Below are 23409 nucleotides of genomic sequence, written 5' to 3'. Positions count from 1 at the left end.
GATGCGCGTGGGAATCGGTTCGGACGTCCACCCGATCGAGGTGGGCCGGGACTGCTGGTTGGCCGGGCTGCGGTTCGACGACGCCGACGGGTGCTCGGGCCATTCGGACGGCGACGTCGCCGCGCACGCGCTGTGCGACGCGCTGCTGTCCGCCGCCGGGCTCGGCGATCTGGGCTCGGTGTTCGGCACCGGCAAGCCCGAGTGGGACGGGGTGAGCGGCGCGACCATGCTCACGCACGTGCGTGAGCTGCTGGTCGAGCACGGGTTCCGGGTGGGCAACGCCGCGGTCCAGATCATCGGCAACCGCCCCAAGATCGGCCCCCGTCGGGCGGAGGCGCAGCAGGTGCTCTCGGCGGTGGTGGGAGCGCCGGTGTCGGTCTCGGCCACCACGACGGACGGATTGGGACTCACCGGCCGCGGCGAGGGCATCGCGGCCGTGGCCACCGCCCTGGTCCTGGACGGACCGGATTCCCGGTAGAATCGGCCGTCGTGACCCTGCGCCTCTACGACACCGCGACCAGGGCCGTTCGGGACTTCGTTCCGTTGGCCGACGGACATGCCTCGGTGTATCTGTGTGGCGCGACGGTGCAGGGCCATCCGCACATCGGCCACGTTCGCAGCGGTGTCGCGTTCGACGTCCTCCGGAGATGGCTGACGGCAACGGGTTTCGACGTGGCCTTCGTCCGCAACGTCACCGACATCGACGACAAGATCCTCACCAAGGCCGCGGCCGCGGGCCGGCCGTGGTGGGAGTGGGCCGCCACCTTCGAGCGCTCGTTCGGCGCCGCGTACGACGCGTTGGGGGTGCTCCCGCCGTCCGCCGAGCCGCGTGCGACCGGGCACATCACGCAGATGGTCGAGTTGATCCAGCGCTTGATCGACGCGGGACACGCCTACGCCGCAGCGGGCGACGTGTATTTCGACGTGCAGAGCTACGCCGCGTACGGCGCGCTCTCCGGGCACAAGCTCGACGACGTGCATCAGGGCGAGTCCGCCGCCGAGGGCAAGCGGGATCCCCGCGACTTCACGCTGTGGAAGGCCGCCAAGCCGGGTGAGCCGTCGTGGCCGACCCCGTGGGGGCCCGGCCGTCCGGGCTGGCACCTGGAGTGCTCGGCGATGGCCGAGGCGTATCTGGGCCGGGCGTTCGACATCCACTGCGGCGGTCTCGATCTGGTGTTCCCGCACCACGAGAACGAGTTGGCTCAATCACGCGGCGCGGGAAGTGATTTCGCCCAGTACTGGCTGCACAACGGCTGGGTCACCATGAGCGGCGAGAAGATGTCCAAGTCGTTGGGCAACGTGGTCTCCATCCCGACGATGCTCGAATCGGTTCGCCCGCAGGAACTTCGGTACTACCTCGGCAGTGCCCACTACCGGTCGATGCTCGAGTACTCGTTCGAGGCCCTGCAGGAAGCGGCCTCGGCTTACCGGAGCGTGGAGGCCTTCGTCACCCGCACCGCCGAGCGCGCCGGCGACGTCCCCGTCGGCACGTGGACGGACGCGTTCGCCGAGGCGCTCGACGACGATCTCGCGGTCCCGCGCGCGCTGGCGGAGATCCATCGACTGCGCCGCGAGGGCAACACGGCGCTGGCCGCCGGTGACCTCCCCGCGGCCGTCGACGCGGCGTCGTCGGTCCGCGCGATGGCGGCCGTGCTCGGCGTCGACCCCCTCGATCCGCACTGGCGTGGTCCCGGCACCGACACCTCGGCGGAGCACGCCGCGCTGGGTGCGCTCGTCGCCGACGACCTCGATCGGCGCGCGGCGGCCAAGGCCGCGAAGGACTGGGCGACCGCGGATCGGATCCGGGATCGCCTGGCCGACGCCGGCGTGCAGATCACCGACACCCCCGACGGCCCCGAGTGGTCGATCGCGGCGAAGGATGTGGAGAAGTAATGGCAGGCAATTCGGCTCGACGCGGCGCCGTCCGCAAGTCGGGAACCAAGAAGGGCCAGGTCGTCGGCTCCGGAGGCAAGCGTCGTAAGGGGCTCGAGGGCCGCGGCGCGACGCCCCCCGCATCCGAGCGCACCAAGCATCCCGCGGCGCGTCGGGCGCGGGCCGCGGCCAAGGCGACCGGGCCGGCGGCGTCCGGCGGCCGGGGCCGTCCGCCCGTGCGCAAGACCGAGGACGGTCCCGAGAACGTCCTGGGTCGCAACCCGGTCCTCGAATGCCTGCGCGCCGGGGTGCCGGCCACCGCGCTGTACGTGGCGTCGGGCACCGAGGCGGACGATCGGCTCAAGGAGAGCGTGCAGATCGCCGCGGACAACGGCATCTCGATCCTCGAGGTCTCCCGCACGGACCTCGACCGGATGAGCGCCAACGGCATGCACCAGGGCATCGCCCTGCAGGTCCCGCCGTACCGCTACGCCCACCCCGACGATCTGCTCGCGCAGGCCCGCAGTCGGCAGGAGCCGGCGCTGCTCGTGGCGCTGGACAACATCTCCGACCCGCGCAATCTCGGCGCCGTCGTCCGCTCGGTCGCCGCGTTCGGGGGCCATGGCGTGGTCATCCCGCAGCGGCGCAGCGCCAGCGTCACGGCCGTCGCGTGGCGCACCAGCGCCGGCGCCGCCGCGCGTCTGCCGATCGCCCGCGCGACCAACCTGACCCGAACGCTGAAGAGCTGGGCCGATCAGGGCGTGCAGGTGGTCGGGCTCGACGCGGGCGGCGACACCTCGCTGGACGCGTACGACGGGTCCGGCCCGGTGGTCGTCGTGGTCGGGTCCGAGGGCAAGGGACTCTCGCGACTGGTTCGCGAGACCTGCGACCACGTGCTGTCGATCCCGATGGCCGGTGAGGTGGAGTCGTTGAACGCGTCCGTGGCGGCGGGCGTTGTCCTCGCGGACATCGCGCGGCAGCGCCGGGGACGGTAGCGCGGCAGCGCCGGGGTCGGTAGCAAGCCGTCGTCTGTCGGACCCCCGTCGCACACTGACAGCATGAACCGCGTCACGTACTACACCGCCTGTTCCCTCGACGGATTCCTCGCGACGGAGGACGACTCGCTCGACTGGCTGTTCCGCCAGCGCATCGACGAGGACGGCCCCATGAACCACGGCGCCTTCATGGCGGGCGTCGGCGCCCTGGTCATGGGCGCGACCACCTACGGCTGGGTGGTCGATCACGGTGAGCGCACCGGTGAGCCCTGGGCGTACACCGTGCCGACGTGGGTGGTCACCCACCGACAGTTCCCTCCGACGGAGAACGACGTGCGGTTCGTGTCCGGGAGCGTCGATTCCTGGTGGTCGGACGTGACCGCGTCGGCCGGGGACCGGGAGATCTGGGTGGTGGGCGGAGGCGACCTGGCCGGTCAGATCGCCGACGCCGGTCACCTCGACCGGATGTTGGTCCAGTACGCGCCGGTGACCCTGGGTGCCGGGCGTCCGCTCCTGCCGCGCCTGCAAGATTTCGCGCTGGTCGACGTGATGAGGAATCAGGACTTCGTGTGCGCGGAGTACTCGGTGGTGCGGTAGACGCGAGCGGCTCCCCGGTTCCGATCGGGCACCCTCGATCGGGGGAGCCGCTGCGCAACCGGGGAGCCGGTCAGCGGGTGAAGCGGAGAACGCTGCCGGGCCGGGCCTGCGCGGCGAGGTCGACGTCCGCGGCCACGACCACTGCGATCACGGGGTAACCGCCGGTCACGGGGTGATCGGCGAGGAACAGCACGGGCATGCCCGACGGCGGGACCTGCAGTGCGCCCGGCATCATGCCCTCGCTGGCGAGTTCGTCGTCGCGGCTGCGGCGAAGGGGCTCGTCGGCCGTCAGCCGGGCACCGACGCGGTTGCTGTCGGCGGTGACCGTCCATGCGGTACCGAGCAGGTGGTCGAGGGCGTCGGGTGCGAACCAGTCGGCGCGCGGGCCGGGGACGAGGCGCAGTGACCGGTCGGGCAGGGCGTACGGGTTGAGGTCGGTGGCGGGCTCGTCGGCATGGTCCGTTCCGACGTCCAGCACGTTCCCCGCGGCGACGGGCGGTGGTCCGATCCCGGACAGCGCGTCGGTGGCGCGGCTGCCCAGCACGCGCGGCACATCGATGCCCCCGCGCACGGCGACGTAGGCACGGAGTCCGGTCGGGGCGACGTCGAGTCGGATCTCGGCGCCGGCCGGGACGACGACCGCCGTCCCCGGCCCCTGGCGTACGCCGTCGACGAACCACGGGACGGGTGCGCCGGTCAGCGCGACGAGGAGGGCGGCGTCGGCGCGGACGACGAGTCCGCCGAGGGTGACCTCCAGGGTGGCAGCGTCGACGTCGTTGCCCACCAACCGATTCGCGGCGTCGTGGGACCAGCGATCGGCAGCGCCGGACCGGCCGACCCCGAGTGACGCCCACCCGGGGCGCCCGCGATCCTGCACCGTCGTGGACGGGCCGGCGGCGACGACGGTCAGCGACGCCACGTCAGCCCACCTGCCGGAACTGCACTCGCGTGCCGGGGACGACGAGCGCGGGTGGATCGCGGTCGACGGACCACAGTGCGGCATCGGTCGTCCCGATCAACTGCCACCCACCGGGTGACGACGACGGGTAGACGGCCGAGAAGTCGCCGGCGAGCGCGACGGAGCCGGCCGGGACGGAGGTGCGGGGGTCGCGTCGTCTCGGCACGTTCAGAGCGAGATCGCTCACCAGATAGGCGAATCCGGGGGAGAAGCCGCAGAACGCGGCGGTCCAGACGCAGCCGGTGTGGTCCGCCACGACATCGCGCCCGGTGGCGTCCCGGACGGCCTCGAGGTCGGGTCCGTCGTACACCACGTCGATGGTGACCAGGTCGCCCGCGGTGTCGGCGGGGTCCACGGGTGGAGTCGACTCGAGCCACCGTGCGACGACCGCGGGATCGGCGTCGTCGGTGAGGATGGCGAGCACGGTCGCGGCGGCGGGCACCAGTTCGCCGATGCCCGTGTGACCGACGGCCCAGCCGGCGTGGTGCCGGGCGACGTCGCGGGTGTCGTCGAGGTCCACCAGCAGTGCGCGGTCGCCGACGCGGTGGATCTTCATGCGAACGGGGCCGGCTCGATACCGTGGCGCTGCAACAGCTCTCGCGCCGACCGGGCCATGTCGACGGCCGCCGGAGTGTCCCCGTGCAGGCATACCGACGCGGCGTCGACCGCCACCACGGACCCGTCGACGGCGGAGACGGTCCGCTCGGTGACCAACTGCAGAACGCGCCGAGCGACCTCGTCGACGTCGTGCAGCACCGCGCCCGGCTCCCGTCGGGACACCAGGGTCCCCTCCGGGGTGTAGGCGCGGTCGGCGAACGCCTCGGGGACAGCGCGCAACCCGGCCGTCTCGGCTCGGCGCAGGAACTCCGAGCCGGGCAGGCCCAGGACCGGAAGGGACGCGTCGTACGCCGTCACGGCGTCGACCACCGCTTGTGCCTGCGCCTCGTGCCGGACGATCGTGTTGTACAGCGCGCCATGGGGTTTGACGTAGGACACCCGTCCGCCAGCCGCCCGGGCGAGCCCGTCGAGCGCGCCGATCTGGTAGATCACGTCGGCGGTGAGGTCCTCGGCTGTGACGTCCACGAACCGCCGACCGAACCCCACCAGATCGTGGTAGCCCACCTGGGCGCCGATCCGCACGTTGGCGGCCACCGCCTCGCTACAGGTCCGCAGCAGCGTCGCCGGATCCCCGGCGTGGAAGCCGCACGCGATGTTGGCGCTGGTGACGACGGCGAGCATGGCGGCGTCGTCACCGAGGGTCCAGGTGCCGTAGCCCTCACCGAGATCCGCATTGAGGTCCACCATGATCCGAGCCTAGAGGTTCGCGCGCTGCCGGCGGGGGCGGGTCAGGCCGCCGCCGGCACCCGCGCCGGTGTCCGACGCCCGACGGCCCGGCAGACGAGGTAGATCACGAAGGAGATGGTGGTGACGAAGGTGGAGACGGGCACCCCCGGCGCCAGGGACAGCAGAATTCCGCCCACCGCGGCGACCTCGGCGAACACGACCGACAGGACGGTGGCGGTGACGGGGTTCGCGGTGACTCGGGAGGCCGCCGCGGCCGGGGTGATGAGGAGGGAGAGCACCAGCAGCGCCCCGACGATCTGGACGCCCAGCGCGCAGGCCACGCCCACCAGCACCGCGAAGACGATCGACAGCGCACGCATGGGGACGCCCCGAGCCTCGGCGCCTTCCGGGTCGGTGCTGGCGAAGAGCAGCGGGCGGTAGACGACGAGCAGCACCAGCAGGACCACCACGGCCACGCCGAGAAGCAACCCCAGGCCGGTGCTGCCGACCCCGACGATCTGGCCGACCAGCAGGGAGAAGGAGGTGCCGGTGCGGCCGGGGTACGCCCACAGGAACAGCACCGACAGGCCCAGGCCGAAGCTCATGATGACGCCGATGACGGAATCGCGCTCGCGCGCACGCCGACCGAGCAGCGCAAAGAGCACCGCGGCGATGACCGAGCCCAGGATGGCGCCGACTCCGACGGCGAGTCCGGCGAGCAGCGCCGCGGACGCACCCGTCAGGGACAGCTCGGACGAGCCGTGGACGGCGAAGGACCACTGCCGACTCACGATCAGGGGACCGAGGACCCCCGCCAGCACGCCGAGCACGGCAGCGGCGATCAGAGCCTGCTGGACGAAGTCGTAGGTCAGCAGGTCGGCCGTCGTGCCGAAGTCGAACGCCTTGCTCAGCGCGTCGAGGACCTTGTCCACGTCAGATCTCTTCCGTCGGGTGGTGGGCTCCCGCGGCGCCGAGCGCGTCCATGGCGTCGCCCGTGCCGACGACGACCAGGCGGCCGCGCACCCGGAGCACGTCGACGTCGGTGTCGTAGAGCTCGGAGAGCACCTCGGAGGTCATGACCTCGTCGGTGGTACCGATGCGGAACTTGCCGTCCACGAGGTAGACGATGCGGTCGACGATCGGCAGGATCGGGTTGATCTCGTGCGTCACGAACACCACGGCCGTGCCGTGGGCGCGTCGTCGTCGGTCGATGAGGTGGGCCACCACCTGCTGGTTGGCCAGGTCGAGACTGAGCAGCGGCTCGTCGCACAGCAGGACCGCGGGGTCGCCGACCAGCGCCTGGGCGACGCGCAGCCGCTGCTGCTCGCCGCCGCTCAACTGCCCGAGCGGGGCGTCGGCGAACTGCTCGGCACCTACCGAGGCGATGGCGGCGTCGACCGCCTCCCGACGGGCGGCGCGGCCCCGCAGGCCGATGCCCCAGCGATGACCGTCCCAGCCCAGACCCACGAAGTCGCGTCCGCGCAGGGGGACGCCCTCGTCAATTGCCTTCTGCTGCGGCACGTAGCCGACCGACGCGCGTCCGCCCCCGATCTCGGCGGTCCCGGACGTCAACCGGTTCTGGCCGAGCAGCACCTTCAGCAGCGACGTCTTGCCCGAGCCGTTGGGTCCGAGCACCGCCACGAACTCGCCCGGGGCGACCTCGAGGTCCAGATCGGACCACAGCACCCGCTCCCCGTAGGCCAGCGTGGCGCCCTGGAGTCGAACCGCGGTCACCGGGCCTCCGTCGTCGAGCACGAGCGTGTCACCGATACAGAGTGCCCTACGCGACGCCGAGCGCGTCGGCGAGGCTCTGCGCGGCGCCGCGCTGCCACTCCAGGTAGGTGACGCCCTCGGGCAGGGTCTCGGTCACCTCGACCACGGGGACGCCGTTCTCCTCCGCGACGCGTCGCACGTCGGCCGTCACGTTGTCCTCGGTCTGCACGTTGTAGACGAGCACGTCCACGGATCGCGAGGTGAGCAGGTCGCGGGTCGCAGCGATGGCGGCGGGGGAGGGATCGTTGCCCTCCTCGATGGCGTTCTCGAAGTCCTCGGGGGTGCGGTCGTCGAGGTCGGCGTTCTCGAGGAGGTAGTGCGCGATGGGCTCGGTCTGGGCGACGGGGGCGCCGGGGCGCTGCTGCGCGATCCGGTCGGTGATGTCCGAGACCTGGTGCATGTCCTCGTGGAACGCCTCGGCGTTGGCGGTGTAGTACGACGCGTTGTCGGGATCGATCGTGCCGAGCTGCTCGGCGACGGCCTCGGCGGTGGCGGCGGCGACCTCGGGGTCGTACCAGACGTGCTCGTTCTCGCCGGAGTGGTCGTGCCCGGCGTGGTCGCCGTCGGCGTGGTCCCCGTCGGCCTGGTCGCTGCTCGCCTCGCTCGTCTCGTCGGCGTGGTCGTGACCGTGGTCCCCGAGGAACGAGTAGGCGTCGACGCTGGGGACGTCGGACTCGGAGGCCAGGACGTCGTCGACGAATTCGTCGTACCCGCCGCCGTTGTAGACGACGAGCGACGCGCGGGACAGGGCGGCGGCGTCGGCCGGGCTGGCCTCGTAGGAGTGCGGGTCGGCCGACGGATCCGCGATGATGGCCTGGACGTCGGCACGGTCGCCCGCCACGGCCTCGGCCACCGAGCCCCAGACGTTGGTGGAGGCGACGACGGTGGGGCGACCGCCGGTCTCGCCGCCCGACGACCCGGACGACTCCGACGAGCTGCAGCCGGCCAGAACGGTGGTGGCGGCAGCGGTCAGCGCGATCGCAGCGATGCCGGTGCGGGGCGAGAATGCGGACACGGGGGTACTCCTGGCAGGCTCAGTTGCTAATGGGAATCGTTGTCGCAACTGTAACCCCGACCCGGCCCCGATCACGAATCCGCGCCCCTGGTGACGAGGGCCCGGGCACCGGATACCGTCGCATCATGGCGAGGTCGAAGGAACCGCGACGAGTGGCGACACTCGCGTCGCTGGCCGCCGAGCTCAACGTCTCGCGGACCACGGTGTCCAACGCCTACAACCGGCCCGACCAGCTCTCGCCCGAGATGCGCGAACGGGTCCTGCACGCCGCCCGTGCGCGCGGATATCCCGGTCCTGATCCGGTCGCGCGGTCGCTGCGCACCCGGCGGGCCGGAGCCGTCGGCCTGGTGCTGACCGAGGCGCTCAGCTACTCCTTCAGCGACCCCGCCGCCGTGCGGTTCCTGACGGGTCTCGCCGAGGAGTGCGAATCGGCGGGCCGCGGACTGCTCCTCATCCCGGCGGGCCCCGCGGCCACACCCGAGGACGCGGCGGCCGTGGTGCAACAGGCGGGGGTCGACGCCTTCGTCGTCTACTCGGTCTCCGACGACGATCCGCACCTCACCGCCGTCCGAGAGCGACACCTGCCGACGGTGGTGTGCGACCAGCCGCGCGACGCGGCCGACACCTCGCTCGTCGGTATCGACGACCGCACGGCCATGCGAGAACTCGCGGATCAGGTCTTCGCGCGGGGTCACCGGCGCATCGTCGTGCTGTGCATGCGGTTGCGCCGCGACCGCCACGACGGCGTCGTCGATGCAGATCGACTGTCCTCGATCACCTTTCACGTCCAGCGTGAGCGTATCGCCGGGGTGCGCGACGCCGCCGTCGCCGCGGGCGTGTCCGCGGAGTTCACCGTGGTGGAACGCTTCGAGAACACCCGCCCGGCCGGGCGGTCCGCCGCCGCCGAGGCGCTCGCCGCCGTCCCCGGCGCCACCGCCGTGATCTGCACGTCGGACGTGCTCGCCCTCGGCGCGCTCGATCACTGTGCCGCGCAGGGCATCTCGATACCGGACGCGCTCTCGGTGACCGGCTTCGACGGCGTCGACGACGCCGAACGGGCGGGCCTGACGACGGTCCGTCAGCCCGTCGTCGAGAAGGGTCGCCTGGTCGGCGAGATCGTGTTGGGCGTCAGCCATTCCGGGGTCGACCGGACCGAGCACCTGCCGACGACGCTGGTGCCGGGGCGCACGCTGGGCCCGCCGCGACGAAGTTCGTGATGTCTCTCGCGTGCGACGTACGGGGGAGGACTCATGGCAACGCCTTGAAAGACCAGACCGCGCGGGGATCGCGGGTCGACGTCCCCGACCACTCGATCAGCCCTTCGGCCTGGAGCGCACGCAGCCTCGTCAGGACCGTTGGTCGTGTCCATTCGAGGTGTTCGGCTATGTCACCCGTTCCGAGCGGTGTGTCCGCGGCGCGTAGAAGATCGAGGACGCGCTGAGCACCTCGAGGCATTCGCGAGGCGACGGACGGGTCCAGGCGTGCGGTCGATGCGAGCACGAGTCGAACGCTCCCGGAGGACTGGGTGTAGACAGGATCCGTCAGACCGACGCGCCGCATCTCGTCGAAAATCCTCCTGATGCCCTCGCCCAGTTCCTGCCCGATCCTCAAGTCAGCGCAGACACGCGCGATGCGAGGGTTGCGGGCGAAGCGACTGACTTAGGTGGGTTTGCTCGGATCGGCCAACCCGGGGAACCGCCCGGGGCTTTCTATCTCGATTCGGCTGGGGAAGATCTCGACCCGTATGTGGTCGCCGGCGAGGCTGTAACTGCGGTGAATCACCGCATTGACCAGACCCTCGAGCCAAGCCTCGCGGGGCACAAGGTCCTGACCCGTGAACGAGCCATCCGCATCGAGTCGCCGACGACGTGGTGCCATACTGTCGATCTGGGCGGTCGCCCGGGCGAGAACCTCCGGGATCGGCCCTTCGAACCGGAAATCCGCGTTGTCGTCCAGGCTGAGGCGAGCCCCGCTTCCGCGCTCGTCGGACAAGAATCGAAGCACCCGCACGTACGCCTCGGGATAATGTTCTTGCGGATTGGCCGCGAAGAGCAGGTACCCCGCGACCGTGGCATTGCCGTCGCGGGTGATCAGGTTTCGCGCTCGGAGGATGGAGTGATCCGACACCGCCCCCGTGACGCGACGATAGTTGTCGAGTACGGGCCCTTGGAGATCGCTCGATTCGGTGAACGGTACGGCTACTCCGTCGAACTGCGCTGTGCCCTTGTCGTACGTCAACTCACGCCGTTGGCTGTAGTTGAGCTTGCGAGACTCGTCGCCCACCCGCAGATAGCAGTCGCCGTTCATGAGTTCGTGGACAGTTTCGCTCGGATCGATCCGCACGACCAGAAGGTGGTTCGGGTGTCCTCGATCGTCGATGCATTCTGTTTCGTCGATTGTTGCCCGGACGGGAGGTGTGCAATGGTCGATCGACGCCTGCCTGAGATTGTTCGTCTTCGGGCGGAATGCGTCGATGCCCTCCACGGCCTTGTCGTACAAGCCCACCACGACGACGCCGCCCTCTGCGTTCGCCATGGCGACCATCGCTTCCGCGAGCTTGCGCGGGTCGACTCGAGCACTCTTGCGCTCGTACCACTGATCCTCGTCGATCGTAGCCAGGGCGCTGCCTCGCTTGTCGATCGTCAGGTTGAGGCAGTGATCGACCTGATTCGACGTCATGGCCGAAGCTTACAAATTCTTAGAGTCGATCCGGCTGAGCGACGGGCCATGGCAGCCAGCACGGTCTGGCCTCGGGGCTTTCGAGTTCTTTTCGAGAATGCGCGAGTCGGGAACGGCCCGGCACGAAAACTACTGGTCACGAGCCGAGCGAGGCGTCGTACCCCTCGCCCGAGGCTCGATAGCTCCTTTCGAGCCGGGTTCGTAACCCGACTTTCGATGGGGCCGAGTCGTGCGGCCGTGACGGCCGACCCGCGGCAATCGCCGCGGGGTCGTCGAGCGGTGACCGCCCCGCGATCGGAGGCAGCTACCGCTCCGCGGAGAGGAGCTGCGCGCACCGCAGCAACCCGAGGTGCGAGTACGCCTGCGGGTGATTGCCCAGGGATCGCTCGGCCACGGGGTCGTATTCCTCGCTGAGCAGTCCGGTGGGTCCGGCGGCCGCGACCAGCTGGGTGAAGAGGGCTTCCGCCGGTTGCCGCTGCCCGATCAGCAGGTACGCCTCGACCAGCCAGGCCGCGCAGAGGTGGAAACCGCCCTCGCCGCCGGGCAGGCCGTCGTCGTGGTGGTAGCGGTAGACCGTGGCGCCGCTGCGCAATTCGGCTTCCGTGGCCAGGACGGTGGCGTGAAATCGGGGATCGTCCGGGTCGATGAGGCCGGACAGGCCGATGTGCAGGGTGGCGGCGTCGAGATCGGTGCCGTCGTAGGCCGCCGTGTAGGACTGCGCCTCCTCGTTCCAGCCCTCCTCGCGGACCTGCTGGGCGATGACGTCGCGGAGGGTGGTCCAGCCGAGTTGCGCCTCGCGGCCGTAGGCGTCGGCGAGGGTGAGGGCGCGGTCGACGGTCAACCAGCACATGACCTTCGAGTAGACGTGGTGCCGCGGGTTGCCGCGGATCTCCCAGATGCCGTGGTCCGGCTCGGACCAGCGCCGCTCGACGGCATCGACCATGGCACGCACCAACTCCCAGTCCCGGTCCGGAAGGGCCTCGGCGGCGTCGGTGACGCCGGCCGCGCTGCGGGTGGTCGCGAGGGTGTGGATCAGGTCGACGATCGGGCCGAAGACGTCGAGTTGCACCTGCTGGTTGGCCGCGTTGCCGACGCGCACCGGGCGGGACCCGGCGTAACCGGGCAGGACGTCGATGACGGCCTCGGGCGGCAGCGTCTGCCCCCACAGCGTGTAGAGCGGGTGCAGGCGTTCGGGGCCCGGGACGGTGGCGAGCACGTCGTGCACCCAGCCGAGGTAGGCCTCGGCCTCGACGGTCGACCCGAGCGAGACCAGGGCCGAGGCCGTGAGGGCGGCGTCGCGGAGCCAGCAGTAGCGGTAGTCCCAGTTGCGGACACCGCCGATCTCCTCGGGCAGCGAGGTGGTGGCCGCCGCCATGATCGACCCGGAATCGGCGTGGACCAGGCCACGCAGGGTCAGCGCCGAGCGCTTCATCAGGTCCGGCTTGAGCGGCGGGAGGGACAGGCCGGCCGCCCAGTCGCTCCAGTACGCCTCCGCCTGCGCACGGCGCTCCGGCTCCGGAACCTCGGAGGGTCCCAGATCTTCGCTCCCACAGCGTAATTCGAGCACGACGGGCCCGTCCGACGGATCGATCTCGGCGCGCGCGGTCTCCTGCCCGTGCTCGATGGTGATGGACCAGTCGAGACCCGGAGCCCGCAGCACCATCGGATCGTTGGTGCCGTGAATGCGCAGTCCGTCGTCCTCCGGTTCGAGACGCATGCGCGCCTGGCCGAATTCGGGCCGCGGCGCGAACGTCACCACGGCCTTCGCCGTCCCGGTGACGACGCGGGTGAAGTCGGTGCGTCCCGGTGCGACATCGTGCGCGAGGTAGTCGGTGACCTGCAGGCGGGCCCAGCGTGTCTGCACCGTCATCGTGCTGTCGAGGTACTGCTGACTGAGCGGCAGGGACGGCCGCGCCGGGCCCACGGTGAAGTGGCCGGCCTCGTCGCCGCCGAGCAGATGCGCGAAGACCGCGGCCGAGTCGGGCTCCGGGTGGCAGAGCCAGGTGAGGGACGCGTCGGGAGTGAGCAGTCCGACGGACCGCGGACTGGCCACCATGGTGAGTCGCTCGATGCGCGGCGCGTCGGCGCCGGAAAGCCACCGACGACGCTCCTCGGTGAGGAAGGCGAGTGCGGCCGCGACGTCCTCGGTGCTCTCGACGCGGTACTCGGCGAGGGAGTCGCCCGGGCCGACCTTGACGCCGATGTCGGGCCCGTGCAGACGACGAAACGCCTTCTCGTCGGTGACGTCGTCGCCAAAGAAGATCGCCGCGGACGCGCCCCCGCGGTGGCGGAGGATGTCGAGCGCCTGCCCCTTGTCGGTGACGATGACGGCGAGCTCGATCACCGACTTGCCCTCGGTGACCTGCACGCCGTCCCACTGCGCGACGCCGTCGCGCACGGCGGTCAGGGCGCGTTCGCCCACCTCGGGCTCGGCGTTGCGGACGTGCAGCGCGACGCTCGCGGGCTTGGTCTCGACGGTGATGTGCTCGCCCTGCGACGCGATGCTGCGGAGCTCCGCGATCAGCCGGTCGAGGAGTTCCTTCGCGTCGTCGCCGAGCTCGGTCACGAAGCCCGCGTCGAACTCCGACCCGTGGCTGCCGACCAGCTGCACCTCGACGGGGAGGCGGGAGAGGATGGCGAGATCGCGCAGGGCGCGGCCGGAGATGACGGCGGCGTCGGTGTGGTCGAGCCCGGCGAGCGCACGGAGCGCGCGTACGGACTCCGGGTGCGGAAAGGCCTTCTGCGGATCGGACACCAGCGGCGCCATGGTGCCGTCGTAGTCCGAGGCGACCAGCAGTCGAGGCACCCTCGCGATGCCGACGAGGGCGCGGCGCAGTGTCAGGGGGAGGTCGGCGGCGCTCACCGGACAGAATCTAGGCCACCGAGGCGGTCGGTGGCGCATCGGGAGAGGGCCGACCGGGCGAGGCCGTCGACCCCGTGACGACGACATTCGGCTCCGATGATTGTTTCGGAGAATTCTCCGTTAACTTCTGAGTTGTTTCTGCGTAATGTCATACTGCCACTGTGTCGAGCGCGTCGTAAGTGCCGGAGTTCGAGGAGTGTCATGTCCAAGCCCGTTCGTTTGCCGGAGCCGGTGACCACCACGTGGGAGTGGCAGATGCACGGCCTCTGTCGAGGCATGGATTCGGCGGTCTTCTTCCACCCCGAAGGTGAACGCGGACACAAGCGTGCCGCACGAGAAGAGCAGGCCAAGCGCGTGTGCGCGCAGTGCCCCGTGCTGCAGCGATGCCGCGAGTACGCCGTGACCGCGGGCGAGCCGTACGGCGTCTGGGGCGGAATGTCGGCGCCGGAGCGGATGCTCGCGGAGAGTGTGACGGAGCGGATGGTCGCGGAGAGTATTCAGGACAATCGCGCAATAGGCTGAACGAGCCACACGGCAGCGTCGTCGCCCGTATTTCGACCGCGAGAATCGGGAGAAATACCGAATTGCCGGACGAAGTGTCGGGAATTCGACCGCAGGGCGGTTCGCGGCGGAATCGAACGGGAATCGGGTGATTCGCTGATTCTCGGGTGTTCCCTCCGAGCGGCCGCGGGTCTACCGTCGAGAGCATGTGCAGGAACATCACCGAGCTGCGCGGACTCGAACCGGCGGCGACGGAGGACGAGATCGAAGCCGCGGCGCGGCAGTACGTGCGGAAGGTCAGCGGACTGCGCACCCTGTCCGAGGCCAGCCGTGAGCCGTTCGAGGCTGCCGTGGCGGAGGTCACGGCATCGACCCGTCGGCTGCTCGCGACATTGCCGCCGCGCCGACAGCCGCCAAAGACCGAGCCCCCGCTCCGTCGCCTGGCCCACAGCGCCGCGACGGCCTAGACGGACCGACTAGTACCCCAGGGGATCGTGCTGGACGTTCGTCATCGGCGTCCCGGCCTTCCGCAGTGCGTAGAGAGTGCTGCGCACCATCGACGGTGACCCGCAGACCTGGATCTGCCGATCGGCCCACGAGCCGAAGCGGGTGACCACGGGTCCCACCTTGCCCACGAGCATGCGGTGGACGCCGAGGGGGAGTTCGCGGCCGGTCGGTGGGCGCCACCACGGTTCCTCGGTGTTCTCGACCACGGGGACGACCGTGAGCCACGGATTGGTGCGGGACAGGGCCAGCAGGGTGTCGAGGTCGTAGAGGTCGCTGGGGTGGGCGCCGCCGACGAAGAGGTGGACCCGTGGTGGGCTGCTCCGCATCGCCAGCGCCATCAGCTGGGCGCGGAGCGGGGCGACGCCCGTGCCGCTCGCGATCATGAGCACGTCCTCCGCGCTCGGTGACGTGTCGACGGACAGGCCGCCGAGCGGTGGCCCGAGCAGCCAGCGATCGCCCACCGTCGTCTCCGAGACCACGGCGGGACTGACCCAGCCCGCGGAGACGCGACGGACGTGGAACTCGATGCCGCGGTACGTGTTCGGGGCGATGGCGGGCGAAAGGTACCGCCACAGTCGGGGGCGCTGCGGGATCTGGACGCTGAGGTACTGCCCCGCCTCGAAGGGAATGTCGCCGTCGGTCTCGAGTCGCACGATCGCGAGATCGTCGAGCACGCGGTGATGCTCGACGACGGTCGCGCTCCAGTACGGGGGCAGTTCCTCCGAGTCCGCTCCCACCGCCATCGCGTTGCACACGGCCGACACCACGCGTCGCCACGCGGCGTCGATCTCGGGATTCCAGGTGTCGGCGTTCTCGCGCACGGCGGCGGCGAGGGCGTTCGACGCGGCCAGGAAGTGCGCCCCGGTCAGGCCGTGTTTGCGGTGGTCGCGCCCGAGCTGGTGGAGGAACGGGACGAACGCCCCGTCCTCGACGTGGTCGACGACGTGGGCGATCGCGCGCATCAGTCGGTGTCGCTGCTGGTCCATGCCGGCGGGGAAGAAGGCCCGGAAGTCGGGGTACTCGGCGAACAGGCGGGCGTAGAAGGAGCGGGCGACGGCGTCGCGCCGCTGCTCGTCGTCGAGGACGCAGGACAGCCCGCCGCGCACGGCCGCGAGCGCGCGGGCGTCGAGCATGGAGCACCCCCCCGACGGTGGCCGAATGTGACGGATGTGGCGAACCACGATGCTATCGGGCGCCGGTCTCGCGGGCCACCACGTGCGCGGATGCACCCCCTGCGCGGAGCGACGGCAGGAAAGTTGAGTGGAATGGACTCAGGTGCGGTAGTGTTGTTCCCGTCGACGGAACACGACACGAAGGAAGGTGACCGGTGGACTCGTTCACTCCCACCACCAAGACCCAGGCGGCACTCACCGCTGCCCTGCAGTCGGCCTCCGCAGCGGGTAACCCGGACATCCGCCCGGCTCACCTGCTCGTGGCCCTGCTCGACCAGACGGACGGCATCGCCGGTCCGTTGCTGAAGGCCGTCGGGGTCGATCCCGGCGTCGTGCGCAAGGAAGCGCAGACGCTGGTCGATCGCCTGCCCACGGCCACCGGCTCCACCACGCAGCCGCAGCTCGGCCGCGAGGCCCTCGCGGCGATCACCGCGGCGCAGCACCTCGCCACCGAACTCGACGACGAGTACGTCTCCACCGAGCATCTCGTGGTCGGACTGTCGAGCGCGGAATCCGACGTCGCCCGGCTGTTGCGGAACCAGGGAGCCACGGAGGAGGCGCTCCGGGACGCGTTCACCGCGGTGCGCGGCAGTGCCCGCGTGACCAGCCCCGATCCGGAGGGCACGTACCAGGCGCTCGAGAAGTACTCGACCGACCTCACCGAGGCTGCGCGCAGCGGCAAGCTCGACCCGGTCATCGGGCGCGACACCGAGATTCGCCGCGTCGTGCAGGTGCTCAGCCGCCGCACGAAGAACAACCCGGTGCTCATCGGTGAGCCGGGCGTCGGCAAGACGGCCATCGTCGAAGGCCTCGCCCAGCGCATCGTCGCCGGCGACGTCCCGGAGAGCCTGCGCGGCAAGACCGTGGTGTCGCTCGACCTCGGATCGATGGTCGCGGGCGCGAAGTACCGCGGCGAGTTCGAGGAGCGGCTCAAGGCCGTGCTCGACGACATCAAGAACTCCGCCGGCCAGGTGATCACGTTCATCGACGAGCTGCACACCATCGTCGGCGCGGGCGCCACCGGTGAGTCCGCGATGGACGCCGGCAACATGATCAAGCCGATGCTCGCCCGCGGTGAGCTGCGGCTGGTCGGCGCGACCACGCTCGACGAGTACCGCAAGTACATCGAGAAGGACGCCGCCCTGGAGCGGCGATTCCAACAGGTGGTGGTCGGGGAGCCGTCGGTCGAGGACGCCGTCGGCATCCTGCGTGGCCTGAAGGAGCGGTACGAGGTGCACCACGGCGTGCGCATCACCGACTCCGCGCTGGTCGCGGCGGCCACGCTGTCCGACCGGTACATCACCTCGCGCTTCCTGCCGGACAAGGCCATCGACCTGGTCGACGAGGCCGCGTCGCGGCTGCGCATGGAGATCGACTCCCGGCCGGTGGAGATCGACGAGATCGAGCGCGTCGTGCGGCGGCTCGAGATCGAGGAGATGGCGCTGGCCAAGGAGACCGACGACGCGTCCCGCTCGCGGCTCGAGAAGCTGCGCGCGGAACTCGCCGACAGCAAGGAGAAGCTGGCCGAGCTCAGCACCCGGTGGCAGAACGAGAAGAACGCCATCGACTCCGTGCGCGACCTCAAGGAGCAGCTCGAGACGCTGCGCGGCGAGTCCGAGCGGGCCGAGCGCGACGGCGATCTCGGCCGGGCCGCCGAGTTGCGGTACGGCCGCATCCCGGCCCTCGAGAAGGAGCTCGCGGAGAAGACCGCCGAGAGCGCCCCGCAGGGCGACGTCATGCTCAAGGAGGAAGTCGGACCCGACGACGTCGCGGACGTCGTGGCGTCGTGGACCGGCATCCCCGCGGGACGCATGCTCGAGGGCGAGACGGCCAAGTTGCTGCGGATGGAGGAGGAGCTCGGTCGCCGGGTCGTCGGACAGGACGAGGCGGTGCAGGCGGTGTCCGACGCGGTGCGTCGGGCGCGGGCCGGCGTCGCCGACCCCAACCGGCCCACGGGATCGTTCCTCTTCCTCGGCCCGACGGGCGTCGGCAAGACCGAGCTCGCGAAGTCGCTCGCGCACTTCCTGTTCGACGACGAGCGGGCGATGATCCGCATCGACATGAGCGAGTACAGCGAGAAGCACTCGGTGGCTCGCCTGGTCGGCGCGCCTCCCGGCTACGTCGGGTACGACGCGGGTGGTCAGCTCACCGAGGCCGTGCGGCGTCGGCCGTACACCGTGGTGCTGTTCGACGAGGTGGAGAAGGCTCATCCCGACGTCTTCGACATCCTGCTGGCGGTGCTCGACGAGGGTCGACTCACCGACGGTCAGGGTCGCACGGTGGACTTCCGCAACACCCTGCTGATCCTCACCTCCAACCTGGGGGCGGGCGGCGATCGTGACCACGTCATGGCGGCGGTGCGGGCGGCGTTCAAGCCCGAGTTCGTCAACCGACTCGACGACGTCGTCATCTTCGATCCGCTGTCGGAGGAGCAGCTGCAGTCCATCGTCGACATCCAGCTCGACCAGCTGCAGCACCGCCTGGCGGCGCGGCGGCTCGAGCTCGACGTGTCGCCGTCGGCGCGCTTCTGGCTGGCGGTCCGCGGCTACGACCCGCAGTACGGTGCGCGTCCGCTGCGTCGTCTGATCCAGCAGTCCATCGGCGACCAGCTGGCCAAGGCGCTGTTGGCCGGGCGGATCACCGACGGGGACACGGTGCACGTGAACGTCGACACGGATGCCGACACGCTCGTCGTGTCCTGAGTATCAGCCCACCGCGTGCAGGTGGGTCTCCACCGTCCAGGGTGGGAGCGGGTCCGGCCACCGTCGCCAGGTGTCCGGGCCCGCCACCGGGTTGAGCCGGCGGACGGCGGCTTCGGTGGCCCCGGCGAGGGTGTCCGAGACCAGGTCGGTCTTGGTGAGCAGGACGACGTCGGCGAACTCGACCTGGTCGACGAGAAGATCGGCGATGGACCGATCGTCACCGGGGACGACGCCGGCGCCGCGGCTGTCGAGGGTGTCACCGCGGGAGATCTCGGCGAGGACCGTGACGGGGAGGGGTGCAGGCATGCCGGGCACGGTACCCTTATCGACAATGGTTATCGATAAGAGGTGGCGGCGCGGGTCGACCCAGCAGGTATCCCTGCACCATGTCGGCTCCGACCTCGGCGGCGACGGCCAGCTCCGCCTCGGTCTCCACACCCTCGAAGACGGATCGCGCCCCGATCTCGCGCGTGAAGGTGGTGATGGACACCGCCGCCGCGCGTCGCATGGGGTCGCGGTCGACCCCGCGCACGATCGAGGCGTCGAGCTTGACCACCGCGGGTTCCAGTTCCACCAGCTGACGCAGTCCGGAGTACCCGGACCCGACGTCGTCCACCGAGATCACCACCCCCGCCGCCCGCAGAGCCGCGATCGCTGCCCGCACGGACGCGTAGTCGTCGATCCGGTCGTGCTCGGTGATCTCGAGGATCAGCCGCCGTACGGGAAGGTGGGCGGTCATCGCCGCCGCCAGCTCGCTGGAGACGAGCGTGGCCGACGAGGCGTTGACCGACAGGAAAGCATCGGCCGGCAACGCGGTCGAGTCGCGGAGGGCGTTGGTGATCGCGGCCATCTCCAGCTGCACCCGCAGACCGACCGTCTCGGCGTCGGCGAACCACGTGACCGGGGATCCGCTGCCGGCGGGGAAGCGCGACAACGCTTCGTAGCCGACGATCGCGAGATCGGCTGTGGCGCACACGGGTTGGAAGACGATGCGCGGCCCGCCGTCGGCCACCAACGTCGACACGGCGCGGTGGACGTCGCCGTCGGACCGGGACGGCGCGGTTCGATGCATCGCGGCCTGCGCCCGCGACAGTGCGCGGTGCAGAAGTGTGCCGGGATCCTCGGCGGCGGTGAAGGGTTCGACGACCGACCCGACACGGACGCCGGCGGGTGCGCTGCGCAGCGGAGTCGTCGTCACCGTCGCCGCGACGTGCTGCACGGCGGACTCGGCGCGATTCTCGGTCACCGGGAAGACCGAGAGAAGGTGGTCGGCGTCGAGACGCGAGACCAGGGCGTCGTCGGGTGACGACGCCGTGAGCCGCTCGGCCATCTCCACCACGACATCGTCGACGACGGCGTGTCCGTAGCGTTCCTCGAGGTCGGACAAGGCGACGACCTCCGCCGTCACGACGCCGAGCGCCCGTCCCGGCGGGACCGCGCGGGCGAGGGCGGTGACCCGGTTGTAGAGCCCGCGCCGGGTGAGCAGGCCGGTCACCGGATCGCGCTGCGACTCGTCCACCTGACGTCGCAGGAACGCCACGTAGTAGCGCATCACGAAGGGGGCGGCGAAGAGCGCCGCCACCGACAGCAGGTGCGTCACCACGAACCATCGGTCGACGTTCGAGGTCAGGGCTCCCACCGCGAACGCCGTCAGGACGACGGCCGAGACCGTCACCTGGATCAGCAGGATGCGCGGCGAGGTGAACGCCGCCGCGTACATCGAGATCAGCACCAGCGCCGAGCACGAGGGGATCGCGGAGAACGGTGAGGAGTACACCGCGAGCACCGAGACCACACCCACCGTGGCGTAGGCGACGAAGGCCGTCTCGAACCACGGCGGCCGGCGCCCGGCGATCCAGAACGCGGCCACCGGGAGGGTCGTCGCCGCCGCAACGATCACCACCACGTTCCCACCCGGTCGCAGGGCATCCGCCGGAAGTAACGTCAGGCCGGACGCGCCGACGAGGACGGTCACCAGGGCGATGATCAGTCGCGACCGCTCCGCCGGTTTCGGTGTCATCACCAGGAACGACAGAACCGGATCGGGGCTGATCCGCTGACTGATCACGTCGGACTCGCTTCGGGTGGCCTGACCTCGACGCGGGCTGCGCGGGTGGTGCGACGAAACTACCGCGCCGCCGTCGTTTCGCCGCTGTTGTCGACGGCCGCGGACGAGGTTCCGTGCCGTTGCCGGAGAACTCCGGCCGCGACCGTGGCGGCGGCCAGAATGCCGGAGAACAGGATGGCCGTTCGCTGATCGGGAAGAATCGCCATCATCACCAGGACCACCACGATGAAGCCCATCGCGAGATACGTCAGCCACGGGTACAGCCACATGCGGACCGGCGGCCGACGTCCCTCGCTGTCGAGGGTGCGTCGCAGCACCAGCTGGCTGGCCGCGATGGTGAGGTAGACGAACAACGCCACCGCCCCGGTGGTGGCGAGCAGGTAGCCGAAGAGCTTCTCCGGCAGCACGTAATTGCCCACGACGGCAACGAATCCCAATGCCGTCGACGCCAGCACCGAGACGTAGGGAACGCCGCGGCCGGACACCCGACGGACCGCCGCGGGGGCGTCGCCGCGTTCGGACAGCGAGAACAGCATGCGGCTCGCGGTGTAGAGCGCCGAGTTCAGACACGACGCGACGGCGGTGAGGATGACGACGTCCATGATGCGGTCCGCGTGCGGAATGTTCATGGCGCTCAACACGAACTGGTACGACCCGGTGCGCGCGTCGAGTTCCTGCGACGGCACCAATGCCACGATCACGAAGATCGATCCCAGGTAGAAGATCATGATGCGCCAGATGACGGAATTGACGGCGCGCGTGATGCCCTTCTTCGGATCCGGGGACTCGGCCGCGGCGATGGTGACGATCTCGGTGCCCATGAACGAGAACATCGTCGTGAGCATCGCGGCGATCACCGCGCCGAATCCGAACGGCATGAAGCCGCCGTTGTCCCACAGATTGGACACGCCGCTGACGCTGCTGCCCGGCAGCAATCCGAGAATGGCGAGGACGCCGAGTGCGATGAACGCGACGATCGCCACCACCTTGATCAACGCGAACCAGAACTCGAACTCGCCGTAATTGCCGACGCTGAGCAGGTTGGTCACCGTCAGCGCGAGGGTGATCGCCAGGGCCCAGATCCACTGCTCGCCGCCGAGCCACGAGTTCAGGATCAACGCCCCGGCCGTCGCCTCGACCGGGATGACCAGCACCCAGAACCACCAGTAAAGCCAGCCGACCGAGAAGCCGGCCCAGTGCCCCAGCGCGCGGTGCGCGTAGGTGGAGAACGAGCCGGTGTCGGGATTGGCCGTCGCCATCTCCCCGAGCATGCGCATCACGAGGACGACGAGGACACCGGCGAAGAGATAGGACAGCAGGACCGCGGGCCCCGCGAGGTTGATGGCCGTCGCGGACCCGACGAACAGTCCCGCGCCGATCACCCCCGCGATCGAGATCATGGTGACGTGGCGGGGCTTCAGCGAGGTCCCGAGCGATCCGGTGTGGGGATCGAGGCTCCGGTCCGTGGACATGGCACTCCTGGTGAGAGGTGAGAATCCGAGTCGACCACACCGGCCCCGTCTCCGCCGCGCCGGTGCCCGAAGTCGTCCCATTTGCCCCGATTCCCGTCCGGGCACGTGATTGTCGGGCCGTCGGCTCCCTACCCTCGTCCCTATGAGCAGCACATCCGACGGCCGCGACGGACGCGAGGGCCGGGGCGATCAGCCCACCGAGTACCTCGGCCACACCTCCGATCCGACAGAGGCGTACGGGTCGCAGGGAACGGGCCGAGCCTGGGGCGAGACCGGCTACCGACCCACCGAGGCCCTGCCCGCCGGGCAGTACCCGTCCGACCCCTACGCGACGGGGCAGTATCCACCCGACCAGTACCCGGCGGATCCCTACGCGACGGGGCAGTATCCGACCGGCCAGTACCCGCCCGGCCAGTACCCGCCCGAGCGGTACGGCGAGGCGCCGCCGCTCGACGGGTCCGGTGGGGGCGGTCGCGGGCCGAACAAGGGACTGATCGTCGGCGTCGTCGCCGCCCTGGTCATCGCCCTGGTCGGGCTGGGAGCCTGGCTGCTCTACGACTCGCAGTCGTCGACGACCACCGCCGCACCCGCCATCACGCCGCGGTCCTCCGCGCCGTCCACCACGACCACCGTTCCGCCCACCACGGCACCGGAGACGACGCCGTCGGTGCCGGGCCTCGAGCAGCTGCCCGGTGGTCTGGGCGAGGCGCTCGGGACGCAGGGCGCGACAGTGGGACGCATCGTCTCCAACGACGGCACGACCCTGGTGCTCGAGGCGATCGGGGGGTCGACGGTGACCGTCGCGACCACCCCGCAGACGCGGGTCCTCGCCCTCGGCGCCGGGTCCGTCGGTGATCTGCGGCCCGGCACGTCCGTCGTGGTGCAAGGGTCGCCGCTCGAGAACGGCACCATCACCGCGGAGGTCATCGTCAGCGGCGGGTTCTGACTTGC

General features: G+C 70.5%; 21 protein-coding genes and 2 pseudogenes. 9 read left to right on the top strand and 14 right to left on the bottom strand.

Annotation, left to right across the window (positions count from 1 at the left end; all coding sequences use genetic code 11):
• Position 1 precedes the first annotated feature (1 nt).
• From ispF to BMZ18_RS11865, 4 genes are all read left to right on the top strand, one after another.
• Positions 2 to 478 (top strand): 2-C-methyl-D-erythritol 2,4-cyclodiphosphate synthase, encoded by a 477-nt coding sequence (ispF, locus tag BMZ18_RS11880; protein ID WP_068103610.1) that lies wholly within the window; start codon positions 2 to 4, stop codon positions 476 to 478.
• A gap of 11 nt (positions 479 to 489) precedes the next feature.
• A complete protein-coding gene (cysS, locus tag BMZ18_RS11875) occupies positions 490 to 1893 on the top strand; it encodes a cysteine--tRNA ligase (protein WP_068103608.1) in 1404 nt (467 codons plus the stop codon).
• Positions 1893 to 2867: a 23S rRNA (guanosine(2251)-2'-O)-methyltransferase RlmB gene (gene rlmB, locus BMZ18_RS11870; RefSeq protein ID WP_068103606.1), complete on the top strand. Its 975-nt coding sequence runs from the start codon at positions 1893 to 1895 to the stop codon at positions 2865 to 2867. The genes cysS and rlmB overlap by 1 nt, the downstream gene beginning before the upstream one ends.
• Positions 2868 to 2930: 63 nt before the next feature.
• Positions 2931 to 3464 (top strand): dihydrofolate reductase family protein, encoded by a 534-nt coding sequence (locus tag BMZ18_RS11865; protein ID WP_068361307.1) that lies wholly within the window; start codon positions 2931 to 2933, stop codon positions 3462 to 3464.
• 70 nt (positions 3465 to 3534) lie between these two features.
• Here BMZ18_RS11865 and BMZ18_RS11860 read toward each other — a convergent pair whose 3' ends face one another.
• From BMZ18_RS11860 to BMZ18_RS11835, 6 genes are read right to left on the bottom strand one after another with little or no spacing between them, the layout of a single operon-like run.
• The gene (locus BMZ18_RS11860; RefSeq protein ID WP_068361304.1) at positions 3535 to 4383 is read right to left on the bottom strand and encodes a 5-oxoprolinase subunit C family protein; all 849 of its coding nucleotides are present in this window, start codon (positions 4381 to 4383) and stop codon (positions 3535 to 3537) included.
• A gap of 1 nt (position 4384) precedes the next feature.
• A complete protein-coding gene (locus tag BMZ18_RS11855; protein WP_068361301.1) occupies positions 4385 to 4978 on the bottom strand; it encodes a 5-oxoprolinase subunit B family protein in 594 nt (197 codons plus the stop codon).
• Positions 4975 to 5727 carry a LamB/YcsF family protein gene (locus BMZ18_RS11850; RefSeq protein ID WP_068361299.1) on the bottom strand — a complete coding sequence of 251 codons (753 nt, stop codon included), beginning with the start codon at positions 5725 to 5727 and terminating at the stop codon, positions 4975 to 4977. The genes BMZ18_RS11855 and BMZ18_RS11850 overlap by 4 nt, the downstream gene beginning before the upstream one ends.
• Before the next feature lie 41 nt (positions 5728 to 5768).
• A complete protein-coding gene (locus BMZ18_RS11845) occupies positions 5769 to 6638 on the bottom strand; it encodes a metal ABC transporter permease (RefSeq protein WP_068361296.1) in 870 nt (289 codons plus the stop codon).
• A 1-nt stretch (position 6639) separates the two neighbouring features.
• A complete protein-coding gene (locus tag BMZ18_RS11840) occupies positions 6640 to 7440 on the bottom strand; it encodes a metal ABC transporter ATP-binding protein (RefSeq protein ID WP_068361329.1) in 801 nt (266 codons plus the stop codon).
• A gap of 46 nt (positions 7441 to 7486) precedes the next feature.
• A complete protein-coding gene (locus BMZ18_RS11835) occupies positions 7487 to 8494 on the bottom strand; it encodes a metal ABC transporter solute-binding protein, Zn/Mn family (RefSeq protein ID WP_244516510.1) in 1008 nt (335 codons plus the stop codon).
• Positions 8495 to 8619: 125 nt separating this feature from the next.
• Here BMZ18_RS11835 and BMZ18_RS11830 point away from each other — a divergent pair, with 125 nt between their 5' ends.
• Positions 8620 to 9711, top strand: a complete 1092-nt coding sequence (locus tag BMZ18_RS11830) for a LacI family DNA-binding transcriptional regulator (protein ID WP_068361293.1) — start codon at positions 8620 to 8622, stop codon at positions 9709 to 9711.
• A 31-nt stretch (positions 9712 to 9742) separates the two neighbouring features.
• Here BMZ18_RS11830 and BMZ18_RS20200 read toward each other — a convergent pair whose 3' ends face one another.
• The 4 genes and pseudogenes from BMZ18_RS20200 to otsB form a co-directional block, all read right to left on the bottom strand.
• Positions 9743 to 9949: a helix-turn-helix domain-containing protein gene (locus BMZ18_RS20200; RefSeq protein ID WP_280141992.1), complete on the bottom strand. Its 207-nt coding sequence runs from the start codon at positions 9947 to 9949 to the stop codon at positions 9743 to 9745.
• 51 nt (positions 9950 to 10000) lie between these two features.
• Positions 10001 to 10129 (bottom strand): annotated as a pseudogene (locus BMZ18_RS20195) (ATP-binding protein); the annotation flags it as partial.
• Positions 10130 to 10153: 24 nt separating this feature from the next.
• Positions 10154 to 11173, bottom strand: a complete 1020-nt coding sequence (locus tag BMZ18_RS11825) for an RNA/DNA-binding domain-containing protein (protein ID WP_244516508.1) — start codon at positions 11171 to 11173, stop codon at positions 10154 to 10156.
• Between the two features lie 304 nt (positions 11174 to 11477).
• The gene (gene otsB, locus BMZ18_RS11820) at positions 11478 to 14036 is read right to left on the bottom strand and encodes a trehalose-phosphatase (protein WP_068361290.1); all 2559 of its coding nucleotides are present in this window, start codon (positions 14034 to 14036) and stop codon (positions 11478 to 11480) included.
• 201 nt (positions 14037 to 14237) lie between these two features.
• On the opposite strand from otsB, the gene BMZ18_RS11815 reads away from it, so the two are divergent.
• Together BMZ18_RS11815 and BMZ18_RS11810 are read left to right on the top strand one after the other, a co-directional pair.
• A complete protein-coding gene (locus tag BMZ18_RS11815; RefSeq protein ID WP_068361289.1) occupies positions 14238 to 14558 on the top strand; it encodes a WhiB family transcriptional regulator in 321 nt (106 codons plus the stop codon).
• 185 nt (positions 14559 to 14743) lie between these two features.
• A complete protein-coding gene (locus BMZ18_RS11810; protein ID WP_068361286.1) occupies positions 14744 to 15004 on the top strand; it encodes a DUF2277 domain-containing protein in 261 nt (86 codons plus the stop codon).
• A gap of 9 nt (positions 15005 to 15013) precedes the next feature.
• Here BMZ18_RS11810 and BMZ18_RS11805 read toward each other — a convergent pair whose 3' ends face one another.
• On the bottom strand, positions 15014 to 16177 hold the full coding sequence (locus BMZ18_RS11805; RefSeq protein WP_068361284.1) for a globin domain-containing protein: 1164 nt from the start codon (positions 16175 to 16177) through the stop codon (positions 15014 to 15016).
• Between the two features lie 194 nt (positions 16178 to 16371).
• Here BMZ18_RS11805 and clpB point away from each other — a divergent pair, with 194 nt between their 5' ends.
• Complete coding sequence (gene clpB / locus BMZ18_RS11800) at positions 16372 to 18918, top strand: ATP-dependent chaperone ClpB (protein ID WP_068103580.1); 2547 nt, start codon at positions 16372 to 16374, stop codon at positions 18916 to 18918.
• A gap of 81 nt (positions 18919 to 18999) precedes the next feature.
• Here clpB and BMZ18_RS20320 read toward each other — a convergent pair.
• The 3 genes and pseudogenes from BMZ18_RS20320 to BMZ18_RS11785 form a co-directional block, all read right to left on the bottom strand.
• Positions 19000 to 19140: pseudogene (locus tag BMZ18_RS20320) on the bottom strand (GTP-binding protein); the annotation flags it as partial.
• 100 nt (positions 19141 to 19240) lie between these two features.
• Complete coding sequence (locus BMZ18_RS11790) at positions 19241 to 20986, bottom strand: EAL domain-containing protein (protein WP_068361276.1); 1746 nt, start codon at positions 20984 to 20986, stop codon at positions 19241 to 19243.
• 59 nt (positions 20987 to 21045) lie between these two features.
• Complete coding sequence (locus BMZ18_RS11785) at positions 21046 to 22458, bottom strand: amino acid permease (protein WP_068361274.1); 1413 nt, start codon at positions 22456 to 22458, stop codon at positions 21046 to 21048.
• Positions 22459 to 22600: 142 nt separating this feature from the next.
• Here BMZ18_RS11785 and BMZ18_RS11780 point away from each other — a divergent pair, with 142 nt between their 5' ends.
• A complete protein-coding gene (locus BMZ18_RS11780) occupies positions 22601 to 23404 on the top strand; it encodes a hypothetical protein (protein WP_074922204.1) in 804 nt (267 codons plus the stop codon).
• Positions 23405 to 23409 lie beyond the last annotated feature (5 nt).

Origin of the sequence: Rhodococcoides kroppenstedtii (genome assembly GCF_900111805.1) — a bacterium.
In the GTDB taxonomy this organism is placed as follows: domain Bacteria; phylum Actinomycetota; class Actinomycetes; order Mycobacteriales; family Mycobacteriaceae; genus Rhodococcoides; species Rhodococcoides kroppenstedtii.
This window is presented reverse-complemented; position numbering and strand designations above follow the sequence as displayed.

Excerpts from the sequence above, each read along its gene's own strand:
- ispF (WP_068103610.1), top strand. The coding sequence starts at position 2 with ATGCGCGTGGGAATCGGTTCGGACGTCCACCCGATCGAGGTGGGCCGG.
- rlmB (WP_068103606.1), top strand. The coding sequence starts at position 1,893 with ATGGCAGGCAATTCGGCTCGACGCGGCGCCGTCCGCAAGTCGGGAACC.
- BMZ18_RS11865 (WP_068361307.1), top strand. The coding sequence starts at position 2,931 with ATGAACCGCGTCACGTACTACACCGCCTGTTCCCTCGACGGATTCCTC.
- BMZ18_RS11855 (WP_068361301.1), bottom strand. The coding sequence starts at position 4,978 with ATGAAGATCCACCGCGTCGGCGACCGCGCACTGCTGGTGGACCTCGAC.
- BMZ18_RS11850 (WP_068361299.1), bottom strand. The coding sequence starts at position 5,727 with ATGGTGGACCTCAATGCGGATCTCGGTGAGGGCTACGGCACCTGGACC.
- BMZ18_RS11830 (WP_068361293.1), top strand. The coding sequence starts at position 8,620 with ATGGCGAGGTCGAAGGAACCGCGACGAGTGGCGACACTCGCGTCGCTG.
- BMZ18_RS20200 (WP_280141992.1), bottom strand. The coding sequence starts at position 9,949 with ATGCCTCGAGGTGCTCAGCGCGTCCTCGATCTTCTACGCGCCGCGGAC.
- BMZ18_RS11825 (WP_244516508.1), bottom strand. The coding sequence starts at position 11,173 with ATGACGTCGAATCAGGTCGATCACTGCCTCAACCTGACGATCGACAAG.
- BMZ18_RS11815 (WP_068361289.1), top strand. The coding sequence starts at position 14,238 with ATGTCCAAGCCCGTTCGTTTGCCGGAGCCGGTGACCACCACGTGGGAG.
- BMZ18_RS11810 (WP_068361286.1), top strand. The coding sequence starts at position 14,744 with ATGTGCAGGAACATCACCGAGCTGCGCGGACTCGAACCGGCGGCGACG.
- BMZ18_RS11805 (WP_068361284.1), bottom strand. The coding sequence starts at position 16,177 with ATGCTCGACGCCCGCGCGCTCGCGGCCGTGCGCGGCGGGCTGTCCTGC.
- BMZ18_RS11785 (WP_068361274.1), bottom strand. The coding sequence starts at position 22,458 with ATGTCCACGGACCGGAGCCTCGATCCCCACACCGGATCGCTCGGGACC.
- BMZ18_RS11780 (WP_074922204.1), top strand. The coding sequence starts at position 22,601 with ATGAGCAGCACATCCGACGGCCGCGACGGACGCGAGGGCCGGGGCGAT.